Source organism: Stenotrophomonas maltophilia group sp. vghtpe118 (assembly GCF_052605195.1).
The window spans coordinates 1,910,963-1,924,266 of record NZ_CP199672.1 but is presented as its reverse complement, the minus strand read 5'-3'; the positions used below and the strand labels follow the sequence as shown (position 1 = coordinate 1,924,266).

General features: G+C 66.8%; 9 protein-coding genes and 1 tRNA gene. 3 read left to right on the top strand and 7 right to left on the bottom strand.

Annotated elements, in window-relative coordinates; all coding sequences use genetic code 11:
* Nucleotides 1–6: 6 nt before the first annotated feature.
* From ACUDTM_RS08850 to fdnG, 7 genes are all read right to left on the bottom strand, one after another.
* A tRNA-Sec gene (locus tag ACUDTM_RS08850) sits at nucleotides 7–102 on the bottom strand.
* A gap of 24 nt (nucleotides 103–126) precedes the next feature.
* Nucleotides 127–2,058 carry a selenocysteine-specific translation elongation factor gene (gene selB / locus ACUDTM_RS08845; protein ID WP_088497274.1) on the bottom strand — a complete coding sequence of 644 codons (1,932 nt, stop codon included), beginning with the start codon at nucleotides 2,056–2,058 and terminating at the stop codon, nucleotides 127–129.
* Nucleotides 2,055–3,479 carry an L-seryl-tRNA(Sec) selenium transferase gene (selA, locus tag ACUDTM_RS08840; protein WP_088497266.1) on the bottom strand — a complete coding sequence of 475 codons (1,425 nt, stop codon included), beginning with the start codon at nucleotides 3,477–3,479 and terminating at the stop codon, nucleotides 2,055–2,057. The genes selB and selA overlap by 4 nt, the downstream gene beginning before the upstream one ends.
* A 3-nt stretch (nucleotides 3,480–3,482) precedes the next feature.
* Entirely contained in the window at nucleotides 3,483–4,466 is a 984-nt protein-coding gene (gene fdhE, locus ACUDTM_RS08835) for a formate dehydrogenase accessory protein FdhE (protein WP_088497265.1), read from the bottom strand.
* A gap of 460 nt (nucleotides 4,467–4,926) precedes the next feature.
* On the bottom strand, nucleotides 4,927–5,574 hold the full coding sequence (locus tag ACUDTM_RS08830; protein ID WP_061480581.1) for a formate dehydrogenase subunit gamma: 648 nt from the start codon (nucleotides 5,572–5,574) through the stop codon (nucleotides 4,927–4,929).
* Complete coding sequence (gene fdxH / locus ACUDTM_RS08825; protein ID WP_012481154.1) at nucleotides 5,571–6,488, bottom strand: formate dehydrogenase subunit beta; 918 nt, start codon at nucleotides 6,486–6,488, stop codon at nucleotides 5,571–5,573. Before fdxH ends, ACUDTM_RS08830 begins: the two co-directional genes overlap by 4 nt.
* A gap of 10 nt (nucleotides 6,489–6,498) precedes the next feature.
* Nucleotides 6,499–9,567 carry a formate dehydrogenase-N subunit alpha gene (fdnG, locus tag ACUDTM_RS08820; protein WP_141653593.1) on the bottom strand — a complete coding sequence of 1,023 codons (3,069 nt, stop codon included), beginning with the start codon at nucleotides 9,565–9,567 and terminating at the stop codon, nucleotides 6,499–6,501.
* Between the two features lie 290 nt (nucleotides 9,568–9,857).
* Between fdnG and gmk the strand changes: the two genes are divergently transcribed.
* The 3 genes from gmk to ACUDTM_RS08805 all read left to right on the top strand — a co-directional run bounded on the left by gmk (nucleotide 9,858) and on the right by ACUDTM_RS08805 (nucleotide 13,202).
* Complete coding sequence (gene gmk / locus ACUDTM_RS08815) at nucleotides 9,858–10,523, top strand: guanylate kinase (protein ID WP_005410878.1); 666 nt, start codon at nucleotides 9,858–9,860, stop codon at nucleotides 10,521–10,523.
* Nucleotides 10,524–10,633: 110 nt separating this feature from the next.
* Complete coding sequence (gene rpoZ, locus ACUDTM_RS08810) at nucleotides 10,634–10,933, top strand: DNA-directed RNA polymerase subunit omega (RefSeq protein WP_005410877.1); 300 nt, start codon at nucleotides 10,634–10,636, stop codon at nucleotides 10,931–10,933.
* Nucleotides 10,934–11,039: 106 nt separating this feature from the next.
* Nucleotides 11,040–13,202 carry a RelA/SpoT family protein gene (locus ACUDTM_RS08805; RefSeq protein WP_005410876.1) on the top strand — a complete coding sequence of 721 codons (2,163 nt, stop codon included), beginning with the start codon at nucleotides 11,040–11,042 and terminating at the stop codon, nucleotides 13,200–13,202.
* Nucleotides 13,203–13,304: the final 102 nt, after the last annotated feature.

Below are 13,304 nucleotides of genomic sequence, written 5' to 3'. Positions count from 1 at the left end.
CACCAATGGCGGAAGGCAGCAGGAGTCGAACCTACCAGGGAACGATCGACGCCCCCTACTGGGTTTGAAGCCCAGCCGCATGCCCGGATGCGCATGCCTTCCGAAAGTACGGCGGCACCGGTGGGCTCAGTCGCGGGCTGCGTTCCACTGCAGGTCGCCGCGCGGCCGATGCTGGTCACCGACGCGTCGAGTGTAGCCAACGCGGTTGAAGAACTCCAAGATCTGGATGCTGCGCTTGCGGCCCAGGCCGATGGCATCGCGGAAGATGGCCGCATCCACCGTGCCGGTGGCCTGCGACAGCTGCGCGACGATCGCGGCCAGCTCGGCAATGCGGGCCGGTGCATAGAACAGGTCCGGCACTACCTGGAACAGTTCGCCACGCGCGGTGGCGCGGCGCAGGACGGCGCGGACCTCGTCTTCGGCCAGACCGGCGTCGGTGGCCAGCGTGCGCACCCACGGTGGATCGAAGCGACCGGCGTGCAGTTGCGGCAGCACGCGTTCGAGCAGAAGTCGTTCGCGTTCCGGTGGCGCATGGTCATGGCCGGGCAGGCGCCACCAGGCGCCCACGCGCTGCACGCTGCCGTCGTCCAGCAGGCCCTGCAGCAGGGCATTCCACAGGCTCGCTGCAAGCGCGGGCAGCGTACTGCGCTGCAGGCGCCTGCTATCAACACCGGGCTCGTCCGGACGTAGCTCGTGCCAGCTGCGCAGCGACGTGATCACCTGTTCGCGAAGCGCCTGCCAGTGCGAAGCAAGGATGACCACCGTGTCTTCGCGGGTGACGATGCGCCGCGTGCCCGCAGGAAGATCGATCCGGTCGGCCGCGCGCCGGCAGTAGCGTTGCAGGGCGGCCATGGCTATGCCGAAGGAAGCCTGCTGCAACAGCGGGCCGATTCCCGCACCTGTGGCCAGCTGCTCCAGTGCGCCCAGCCAGGCGAGCCGTGCCGGGCTGCGCCGGCGCCGCTGTGGTGGGTCCGGATCGAGCACGATGCCACCACCCAGCGTGCGGATGGCCGCTGAATCACGGGCGATGAATCGATCACCGCACATTGCGCAGACCGGTGCATCGAACACCAGTTGCACCAACTGTCCGTCGCCATGATCGACATCCTCCAGCAGCACCACATGGGCCTGCCGGTGCATCGTGCCCCAGTGGATGTGCAGCGGCGCCCAGTCGTGCAACGGTGTGGCCAGTGCGGAAAGCCGCAGGCGCACGTCGACGCGACGGGTCGCCAGCAGGGCGCGCGGGTCGGCGATCCAGTCGCCACGGTGGATGTCGTCGCGGGCGATGGCAGCCAGGTTCAACGCGCAGCGCTGCCCGGCCATGGCGTGTTCGCTGGCCTGGTTCTGCGCGTGGATGCTGCGTACGCGCACGTCCGTGGCGGCCGGCATCAGCTGCAGATGCTCACCCACGGCAGCGATGCCGCCGTGCACTGCGCCGGTCACCAGCGTGCCGTGGCCGGCCAGCGAGAACACGCGGTCCACCGGCATGCGGAACAGCTCGCCGCGCAGTTCGGCCTGGCGCGTGTTGGCGTCGTCCGACGCCCACGCGTGCAGCTGGGTACGCAGCGCGTTGATGCCAGCATCGTCGGGTACGGTGCTGTTGCAGGCGAATACGGGGGAATCCTGCAGCGGCGTTCCGGCCAGCAGCGCGGCGATCTCGATCTCGACCCGGGCGATGCGCGCGGCGTCCACGCGGTCGATCTTGGTCAGGGCGACTGCACCGCGATCCACGCCCAGCAACTGCAGGATCGCCAGGTGCTCGCGGGTCTGCGGCATTACACCGTCGTCGGCGGCGATCACCAGCAGGGCGACATCGATGCCGGTGGCGCCGGCCACCATCGTATGCACGAAGCGCTCGTGGCCCGGCACATCGACGAAGCCCAGCGTCGCCTCGGCATTGCCGCCGCCTGTGTTCTCCACCGGGACATAGGCATAGCCCAGCTCGATGGAGATGCCGCGCGTGCGTTCCTCCTGCAGGCGATCGGTTTCGATGCCAGTCAGCGCGCGCACCAGGCTGGTCTTGCCATGGTCGATATGCCCGGCGGTGCCGACGATCATGCCTGCAGCGTGCTCCATTGCGCGAGGAAGGTGGCTTCGTCGGTGGGTTCCAGGCAGCGCAGGTCCAGCCAAAGCGCGTCATCGGCAATGCGGCCCAGCACCGGCCGCGGCAGCTGGCGCAAGCGCTTGGCCAAGCGATCCAGCCCGCCGCGGCGCGCGCTGGTAACGCGCAGTCCGGCGCTGGCCAGCTGCGCCTGTGGCTGCGCGCCGCTGCCGATCTGGCTGTACATCGAAGCCCGTTCAAACGCATAGTCGGCGGCCAGCGACGCGCGCATCGGCTGCAGCAGGCGTTGTGCCTGCTCGTCGATGGCATCCCGCAGGCGCGAAAGGCTGCGCAGGGTCGGCAGCCGCAGTGCCAGCAGTTCCGGTTCGCGGTACAGGGCCAGCACGGCTTCCAGTGCGGCCAGGCCCATCTTGTCCAGGCGCAGCGCCCGCTTGAGCGGGTTGCGGTTGATCCGCGCGATCAGGTCGGCGCGGCCGGCGATGATCCCGGCCTGGGGGCCGCCCAGCAGTTTGTCGCCACTGAACGAAACCAGATCGGCGCCGGCCGCCAGTGCTTCCTGCACGGTGGGCTCGTGGGGCAGGCCGAAGGCCGCCAGGTCGCACAGGCTGCCACTGCCCAGGTCCACCACCAGCGGCAGGCCGTGCTCGTGCGCGATCGCAGCCATTGCCGCAGTGTCGACCTTGGCGGTGAAACCGGTGATCGCGTAGTTGCTGGCATGCACTTCCATCAGCAACGCGGTACGGGCGCCGATGGCATGGGCGAAGTCGGCCGGGTGGGTACGGTTGGTGGTGCCCACTTCCAGCAGTCGCGCGCCGGCGCTGCGCATCACATCGGGAATGCGGAAGGCGCCGCCGATCTCCACCAGTTCGCCGCGCGAGACGACCACCTCGCGGCGGTTGGCCAGGCTGTTGAGCAGCAGCAGGACCGCCGCCGCATTGTTGTTGACCACGGTGGCGGCTTCGGCGCCCGTCAGTTCGCAGACCAGCGCCTGCACCCGTGCATCACGGTCGCCGCGGCGGCCGCGGGTGATGTCGAATTCCAGATCGACCGGCGCTGTCATTGCGCGGGTGACCGCCTGCACGGCGGCATCGGGCAACAGCGCGCGGCCCAGGTTGGTGTGCAGCACGGTGCCGGTCAGGTTGAACATCGGCTTCAGGTCCAGCCGTGCATCGGCCGCCAGTGCGGCGTCGAGCGCCGCGACCAGCGACGGGCCGTTGATGGCCTGTTCGAGGCGTTCGGCCGAGAGCTGCGCGGCGCTGATACGGTCGCGTAGTTCCTGCAGGTGTGCGCGCAGCAGTTGGGTGATGCGGCTGCGGCCGTGGCGTTCGATCATGGCCGACAACGCAGGCAGGCGCAGCAGCCGGTCCAGCGAAGGCAGGGCGGCGGCCGATGCCGGTGTGGCGTGCGTGCGTGGCATCGGTCAGTCGCCGTCGGATTGCCACAGCAGCGGGTTCTGGCTGGCGCGCGCATAGCCTTCCTCGGCCAGCAGCAGGTCCAGCGCCAGCGTGCCGAGGTCATCGGCCACCGGCTCCAGTGACGGATCTTTCTCCAGGTACAGGATCTTGCGATAGCTGTGGCAGTGGTCGCAGGTCTCGGCGCGCACCGCACTCTCGCGCACCGCCTCGCCGCGGTCACCGTCCACATCGGCCAGGGCGCGATAGGCAATGTCCTTGCCTGCGGCGCCGCACTGGCTGCACTGCACGCGCACGTAATGCCACTGGCAGGCACACAGCGAGCACGACAGGTAGCGATAGGCGGCGTAGGGCGGGCGCGCCTGCACCACGCTGGCCACCGGCAGCGTGCCACAGAGCGGGCACAGCCCTGGTGCATCGGCCAGCGGCTTCAGGTCGGTCGGATGGAAGCTGGCGGCGAGCACCGCCCAGTACACCTGCAGCGCGTTCATCACCAGCAGCGCAGCGACGGCGTCGACCGAGGGCGCGTCATCGCGTTCCAGCACCGCATGCGCCTGTGCATCCAGCCACGCATCATCAGCAGCCGCGACGCGTTGCAGCTCCTGCCGGGTTTCCACCGGTAGGCCCGTTTCGTCGGCACAGTGCTGGCACAGCGTGCGCAGCCAGTCGCGCCAGCGCCCATCCAGTTGCAGCGAGTTGGCCGGCCGCAATGGCATGCCGGCGCCGGCCGCCGCGCTCGACTGCTGTGCACGCGCCTGTGCCTGCAGGTCCTCGCGTTGCTGCGGTGTCAGATCCTCCAGCAGCGCCTGCTGTGCATCGGCCAGCGCCGCCAGCAGCTGCAGGTAGCCGCCGATGGCACTGTGCGCGGCGAGGCTGCGCAGGCGTGCCGCGCGCGTAGCAAACAGTGACTCGGTATCAGGCAGGATGATGCGCGGCACATCGCGCGAGGCGAGCGTCTCGATCTCACCGGGTTCAAGGATGCGTTGCGCCATGCAGGGCCAGCCAGAAGAACCAGGCTCCATCGTCGCTGTTGTCGGCGCTGGCGTCCAGCGTGTTGCCGGCCATCTGAAATGGTTGGGGTCAGATCCGTTTTCCAAAGAAAAACGGATCTGACCCCATCGGTTGTTGAAAGTGGATCCCGAGCGTTGGTCGGGATTCGATCAGTGCCGACCAACGGTCGGCACCCACCGACAGATCGCGGCCAACTGTCGAAGGCGGGGTGGGGTCGGTTGCGGGGGCGTGAGCCGCATGCGGCGACCGAGCTTACATGGGTGAGGGCGCTTTGCTTGCGAAGCACTGCTTCGCAAGCGCCCGAACGCACAGCCGCCAGCGGCTGGGCCGGGCCCCGGAGGGGTACTTGCAGCGTCCCCCGCAACCGGGCCCACCCCGCCACCCCTCAGAAGGCCCGCTCTTGACGTTGATTCTGCGGGTGCAGGGCCGCAGGCCCTGCCGCTACCCCTGTTCCCGGCGCCCGCGCAGGATGTCGCGGAACCACTGACGGTGATGCTTGTACGCCCACCCATAGGTCACCTTGCCCTGGGTCATCGCCCGCACCGATCCCTTGATCCAGAGCGCCGCATAGATGTGCACCACGATCGCGCAGACCAGCACCCAGCCGAACAGCGCATGGGCCAGCACCGAGAAGCGGATCACTCCGATCGGGAAGAAATGACTGAAATACTGCCGCCAGATCACGAAGCCGGTCAGCAGCAGTGCCGACAGGCAGCCGATGATGGCCCAGAACAGCAGCTTCTGGCCGGCATTGAAGCGACCGACCGGCGGCAGCTTTTCATCCTCGTTGCGCAGTACATCGCGCATGCCACGCATCCACGCGCGGTCATCGGCGGTCGGCAGGTTGTCGCGCCACATGCGCAACGCCAGCAGCGCAAAGCCCACCACCATGGCCAGGCCGATGAACGGATGCAGGATGCGCGTCCACGGGCCGCCACCGAACAGCTGGGTCAACGGGAACAGGGCAGGGTGGAACAACGCCAGCCCGGACAGCGCGGTCAGCACGAAGCAGATCGCCACGATCCAGTGATTGATGCGGGTCGGCGCGCGGTAGCGGACGATCTGCCGCGGGTGCGGGGCGTACTTCATGGCCGCTGCTCCTCTTCGATCTTCTTCGCCTCGTGCTCGGCTTCTTCTTCTTCCTCGTCATTGACCGTGTTGCGGCCGATGCCGATGTAATGCAGGAACCCAGCAAAGGCCGTGGCGGCGATCGCCAGCACGCCCAGCGGCTTGGCTACGCCCTTCCAGACTTCCACCATCGGGCTGATGCGGGGGTCCTTGGGCAGGTCGGCGTAGAGCTCGGGCTTGTCCACGTGCTGCAGCACGTACATCACATGGGTACCGCCGACGCCCTGCGGGTCGTACAACCCGGCGTTCTCGTAACCCCGTGATTTCAGGTCTTCCACGCGTCCGGCGGCATGCTCGGTCATCGCCTGTTTGCTGCCGAAGGTGATCGCCCCGGTCGGGCAGGTCTTCACACAGGCCGGCTCCTGGCCGACCGCCACCCGGTCCGAGCACAGCGTGCACTTGTAGGCCTTGTGGTCCTTCTTGGAGATGCGCGGTACGTCGAACGGGCAGCCGGTCACGCAGTAGCCGCAGCCGATGCAGTTCTCTTCCTGGAAGTCGACGATGCCGTTGGCATACTGGATGATCGCGCCGGGCGACGGGCAGGCCTTCAGGCAGCCCGGGTCGCTGCAGTGCATGCAGCCCTCCTTGCGGATCAGCCACTCCAGCTTGCCCTTCTCGTCCTCGTACTCGCGGAACTTCATCACCGTCCACGACTGTTCGCTCAGATCGGGCGGGTTGTCATAGCTGCCAACGCAGCTGCCCACTTCGTCGCGCAGGTCGTTCCACTCCATGCAGGCGACCTGGCAGGCCTTGCAGCCGATGCACTTGCTCACATCGATCAGCTTGGCGACCTGGCCGGTGTGCGCACCGCGCGCCTCCGGTGAGGGCGTGGTGGTGGCCGAGCGGCGGATGATGTCCAGCGATTGCAGTGACATGGCGTTTCTCCTACACCTTCTCGACCTTGACCAGGATGCACTTCGATTCGGGCGTCTGCGAGTTGCCGTCACCGATGGCATTGGTCAGCGTATTGGCGATATATCCGGGCTTGGCCGCACCGAGGAAGCCCCAGTGGATCGGCACGCCCACCTGGTGCACGGTCTTTCCATCGATCTGCAGAGCCTTGATCCGCTTGGTCACCATCGCAACGGCTTCGATATGGCCACGCTTGGAACTCACCCGCACGCGGCTGCCGTTGGTGATGCCCAGCTCGTCGGCCAATGCCGCGCCGATCTCGACGAACTGCTCGGGCTGGATGATGGCGTTCAACTTGCCGTGCTTGGTCCAGAAGTGGAAATGCTCGGTCAGGCGGTAGGTGGTGGCCACATGCGGGAACTCGTCCGGCGAACCGATCTGTGCACGGTCGCTGGCGAACACGCGTGCCGCGGGGTTGTTCAGCGTCAACGCCTGGCCGGGGCTGAGGGGGTTGCTGCGCAGCGGGGTATCGAACGGTTCGTAGTGCTCCGGGAACGGTCCCTCGGCCATGCCGGCCTTGGCGAAGAAGCGGGCGATGCCTTCCGGGTTCATGATGAACGGGCCCATCCCGCCGGCGGGATCTTCGTCGGCCTTGAAGTCCGGCACGTCCACGTTGCCCCAGTTCTTGCCGTTCCAGGCCAGCAGCGTGCGGCGCGGATCGAACGGTTGGCCAGCCACGTCGCACGAGGCGCGGTTGTACATCACGCGGCGGTTGGCTGGCCACGCCCAGGCCCAGCCCAGCGTGTTGCCGATGCCGGTCGGGTCACTGTTGTCACGCCGCGCCATCATGTTGCCGGTCGGACCCCAGGCGCCGATGTAGATCCAGCAGCCGGAGGCGGTGCTGCCGTCGTCGCGCAGGTCGCCAAACGCGGCCAGCTGCTCGCCGGCCTTGCGCACCAGCCTGGTCGGGTCCTTCGGATCGAACACGTCCACGAGCGCCTTGCCGTTGTATTCCATCGCCAGTTCTTCCGGCGTCGGCAGCTCCGGGTTGGCGTACTTCCAGGCCAGGTCGCGCACCGGCTCCCACCACGCACCGCCATCCTTCTCGTACATCGCTTTGATGCGATGGAACAGCTCGGACATGATCTCGATGTCGCTGCGCGCTTCGCCCGGCGGGTTGGCCCCCTTCCAGTGCCACTGCAGCCAGCGCGATGAGTTGACCACCGCGCCGTTCTCCTCGGCGAAGGAGGTGGTGGGCAGGCGGAACACTTCGGTCTGGATCGTGCTCGGGTCGACGTCGTTCAGTGCGCCGTGGTTCTGCCAGAAGGCGATGGTCTCGGTTTCCAGCGGATCCATGCTGACCATGAACTTCAGCTTGGAGAACGCGCTGATCAGCTTGCCCTTGTTCGGCGCCGAAGCCAGTGGGTTGAAGCCCTGGCAGATGTAGCCGTGGATCTTGCCCTCGTTCATCAGCTCGTACGCCTGCAGCATGTCGTACGGCTTGTCGAGCTTGGGCAGGTAATCGAAGCACCAGTTGTTGTCGGCGGTGGCAGCATCGCCCCACCACGATTTCATCAGACTGACGTGGAACTTCGGGTAGTTCTGCCAGAACGACATCTGGTTGGCGCGCAGGGGCTTCTGCGTGCGCTTGGCGATGTAGGCCTCGTAGTCCTGCTCATCCTGTTTCGGCAGCGTCAGGTAGCCGGGCAGCAGGTCGGACATCAGGCCGATGTCGGTCAGGCCCTGGATGTTGGAGTGCCCGCGCAGCGCGTTCATGCCACCACCGGCCACGCCGATGTTGCCCAGCAGCAGCTGCACCATGGTGCCGGCACGCACGTTCTGCGCGCCGATCGAGTGCTGCGTCCAGCCCAGCGCGTACAGGATGGTCATCGCCTTGTCCTTGCCGGCGGTGGACGCGATCATGTCCCACACCTGGCGGATGCTGTCGGCCGGCGTGCCGCAGATGCGCTCGACCATCTCCACGGTGTAACGCGCGTAGTGTTGTTTCAGCAGGTTGTAGACGCAGCGCGGGTCCTTCAGCGTCGGGTCGCTGCGCACGAAGCCATCGTCACCGTAGGCGTAGTCCCAGCTGGAACGGTCGTAGCTGCGCTTCTCTTCGTTGTAGCCCGAATACAGGCCGTCCTTGAAGGCGAACTCGTCCTTCACCAGGAACGACATGTCGGTGTAGTTCAGCACGTACTCGTGCTGGATGCGGTCCTCGGTCAGCAGGTAGTTGATCAGGCCGCCCAGGAACACGATGTCGGTACCGGTGCGGATCGGCGCGTACACATCGGCCACCGCGGCCGAGCGGTTGAAGCGCGGATCGACCACGATCAGCCGGGCCTTGTTGTGCGCCTTGGCCTCGGTCACCCATTTGAACCCGCACGGATGCGCCTCGGCGGCATTGCCACCCATGATCAGGATCAGGTCGGCATTCTTGATGTCGACCCAGTGATTCGTCATCGCACCACGGCCTAGCGTCGGGGCAAGACCTGCCACCGTCGGGCCGTGTCAGACACGTGCCTGGTTGTCGAATGCCAGCATGCCAAGGGAGCGGACGACCTTGTGGGTCAGTACCGCGGTTTCATTGCTGGTGGCCGAGGCCGCCAGCATGCCGGTGGTCAGCCAGCGGTTGACCGTCTGCCCGGCTTCGTTCTTCTGCACGAAGTTGGCATCGCGGTCTTCCTTCATCAGCCGCGCGATGCGGTCCAGCGCATCGTCCCAGCTCAGCCGCTTCCACTCGTTCGAGCCCGGCGCGCGGTACTCGGGGTAGAGCAGGCGCGACTTGCTGTGGATGATGTCGGCCAGGCCGGCACCCTTCGGGCACAGCGTGCCGCGGTTGACCGGATGGTCCGGGTCGCCCTCGATGTGGAAGATGCTCGGCTCGGCGTTCTTGGCGCCATCGCCGAGGCTGTACATCAGGATGCCGCAGGCCACCGAACAGTAGGTACAGGTGTTGCGGGTCTCGGTCGCGCGGGTCAGCTTGTATTGCCTGACCTCCGCGAGCGCGATGCCGGGCGCGAAGCCCATCAGTGCCAGGCTGGAGCCGACCAGGGTTGTCCCGGTCACTTTCAGGAACTGGCGGCGGCTCATCGATGGCATGCCGTTCTCCTGGGATGGCGGGGAGGCGCAGGCCTCCGGGCTGTCGTTGGGTACGGGCCGGTTATAGCACAGGCCTCCGGATGCCCATGTGGCACAAGGCGCGGCGCCTGCCGGACGGGCCCGGAAAGGGCCTGCTCTGGTAAAGTTGCGTGCCCGCCCCCTGGGGAAGCGTCTGCCGGGCCTGGTTCCAGGATGTTCCGCGCAGCCCCCGCCGTCCTGGCGCGATCCTCCGCGCCGGACCTGGAACACCGAGGAAAAATTTTGCGAAATCAACCAATTGGGTTCCGCGCATGAGCGCCCCGTCGAAGCCGTCGGACGCCGTTGCGCGCGGCACGCTGTACATCGTGGCCGCCCCCTCCGGCGCCGGCAAGAGCAGCATCGTCAATGCCACCCTGGCGCGTGACCCGCAGATCGCCCTGTCGATTTCCTTCACCTCGCGCGCGATGCGCCCCGGTGAGGTGAACGGCCAGCACTACCACTTCGTCAGTGCCGAGAAGTTCGAGCAGATGATCGCCGCGGGCGACTTCTTCGAACACGCCTGGGTGCACGGCGACTGGAAGGGTACGGCCCGGCAGTCGGTGGAACCGCAGTTGGCCGCCGGCCAGGACGTGCTGCTGGAGATCGACTGGCAGGGCGCGCAGCAGGTGCGGCAGCTGGTGCCGGGCACGGTCACCGTGTTCATCCTGCCGCCGTCCAAGCAGGCCCTGCAGGACCGCATGCGCAAGCGCGGCCAGGACAGCGAAGCGGTCATCGCCCAGCGGCTCGGGGCAGCCCGCGATGAAATGCTGCACTTCAACGAGTTCGACTACGTCATCGTCAACGAGGTGTTCGACACTGCCGTGGACGAGCTGTGCGCCATCTTCACTGCCAGCCGCCTGCGCCGGGAGGCCCAGAAGGTCCGCCACGCCGGCCTGATCCAGGCGCTGCTGACCCCCGATCCGGGTGCAACTGACTGATTCCAAAAGAATCGGGTAGGGGTTGGCTTGATTTTGTCCAGCCCCTGCCAGTACACTCCGTCCCCTTTCCCTCATTCGACTGAGCGGCCGACCGGTCGCCGGGAGCCCGTATGGCCCGCATCACCGTAGAAGATTGCCTGGAAGTCGTTAACAACCGTTTCGAACTGGTCATGATGGCGTCCAAGCGTGCCCGCCAGCTCGCCAACGGCGTGCAGGCCACGCTGGACAACAGCGAGACCGAGGACAAGCCGACCGTGCTGGCGCTGCGCGAAATCGCCGCCCGCAAGATCGACAACGCCCTGATCGACGAAGTCGAGAAGGCCGAGCGTGAGCGCGCCGAGCGCGAAGCGCTGGAGTGGGCTGCCGCCGAAGTGGTCGCCGACGAAGACATGTCCAAGAACGACGATTGATCGCATCGATCAACGTAATCGTTGGATACACCGAACAGCCCGCCCCGTGCGGGCTGTTTCGCATTCAGGATTTGCCGTAAACGTCGCGCTGGAATAGGCTTCGGGCATGAACCCAGGCCCCACTGCCAAGGTCGCCGCAGCCCCCGCTGCCGCCGTACCCGACTACGTCCTCCAGCTTGAACGCGCCGCCCATTACCTGCCGCCGGAACAGCTGCCGCTGTTGCGCCGTGCCTGGGAAGTCGGGGCCTCCGCACACGCTGGGCAGACGCGCAAGTCGGGCGAGCCCTATATCACCCATCCGGTGGCCGTTGCCCAGGTGCTGGCCGAACTCGGCCTGGACGTGGAAGCGCTGATCGCCGCGATCCTGCACGACACCATCGAAGACACCCCGCTGACCCGCGAGGCGCTGGCCGCCGAGTTCGGCGAAGCCGTGGCCGAACTGGTCGACGGTGTCACCAAGCTGGACAAGCTGAAGTTCCGTGACCGCCAGGAGGCGGCCGCCGAGAGCTTCCGCAAGATGCTGCTGGCGATGTCGCGCGACCTGCGCGTGATCATGATCAAGCTGGCCGACCGCCTGCACAACATGCGCACGCTGGGCGCGCAGAGCCGCGAAGCGCGTGGCCGCATCGCCCGCGAGACGCTGGAGATCTACGCGCCCATCGCCCAGCGCCTGGGCATGAGCCTGGTCAAGAGCGAGCTGCAGAACCTGGGGTTCAAGGCGCTCTACCCATGGCGCCACGCCATCATCGAAAAACACATCCGCAGCCAGCCGGTGGTGCGCCGCGAAGCTATGGCGCAGGTGGAAGTGCAGCTGTCGCAGCGACTGGCCAAGGAGGGGATCGAGCATCGGCTGATCAGCCGCATCAAGACCCCGTGGAGCATCTACAACAAGATGCGCGACGAGAACAAATCCTTCGACCAGGTGATGGATGTGTTCGGCTTCCGCCTGGTCGTGCGCAGCGTGCCCAGCTGCTACCACGCGCTGGGCTCGGTGCACGCCACCTTCAAGCCGCTGGATGGGCGCTTCCGCGATTTCATCGCCATTCCCAAGGCCAACGGTTACCAGTCGCTGCATACCGTGCTGTTCGGGCCGTATGGCTCGCCGATCGAGGTGCAGATCCGCACCGAGGAAATGGACCTGATCGCCGAACGCGGCGTGGCCGCGCACTGGACCTACAAGTTCGGTGGTGATTCGCCCAACAGCGCACAGAGCCGTGCCCACGCCTGGATCGTCGAGCTGATCGACTCGCAGCGCGCCGCCGGTTCCTCGCTGGAATTCCTCGACAACGTCAAGGTCGACCTGTTCCCGGACGAGGTCTACCTGTTCACCCCGAAGGGCAAGATCCTGGCCCTGCCGCGCAACTCCACCGCGCTTGATTTTGCCTACGCCGTGCATACCGACGTGGGCAACATGGCGGTGGCCTCGCGCGTGGACAAGAAACTGGTGCCGCTGCGCACCAAGCTGGTGTCGGGCCAGTCGGTGGAGATCATCACCGCGCGCTCGGCCACGCCGAAACCGCAGTGGCTGGAATTCGTGGTGACCAGCAAGGCACGCACCGCCATCCGCCACCAGCTCAAGCAGCTGGAGCACGAAGATGCCGTGCAGCTCGGCCATCGCATGCTCGACCGCGCGCTGGAAGCGATGGACTCGTCGCTGGAGCGCCTGCCGAAAGGCCGCCTGGACGCGTTCCTGGCCGAACACCGCTTCCCGCGCCTGGAAGCGCTGCTGGCCGAGGTCGCACTGGGCAACTGGATGCCGACCCAGGCCGCGCAGGCGCTGATGGCCTACGCCGAACTGCGTGGCGGCCCGCATTCGCGCCACCACTCGCAGGAGAAGATCCTGATCAACGGCAGCGAGCGTGGCGTGGTGACCTTCGCCGGCTGCTGTCAGCCGATACCCGGCGACGAGATCATGGGCTACCACACCGCCGGCAAGGGCATCGTGGTGCACCGCATGGACTGCCCGAACCTGGCCGAGCTGCGCAAGTCGCCCGAGCGCTGGGTGCCGATCGGCTGGGACACCACCGTCTCCGGCGACTACGACACCTCGCTGGTGGTGGAAGTGGAGAACGGCACCGGCGTGCTGGCGCAGCTGGCCGCCGCCATCGCACAGAGCCATTCCAACATCGAACGCGTGGACTACCTGGACCGCGACTTCAACGCCGCCGTGCTGGCGTTCAACATCCAGGTGCGCGACCGCAACCACCTGGCCGAAGTGATGCGCCGCCTGCGCCGCCTGTCGGTCGTGCAATCGGTACGCCGCCAATAACCCCACCCCATGCGTGGTGGATTTTGTAGAGCCGAGCCCATGCTCGGCTGCTCTTGCCTGAAGCAGCCGAGCATGGGCTCGGCTCTACAGGCGGCGCATCAC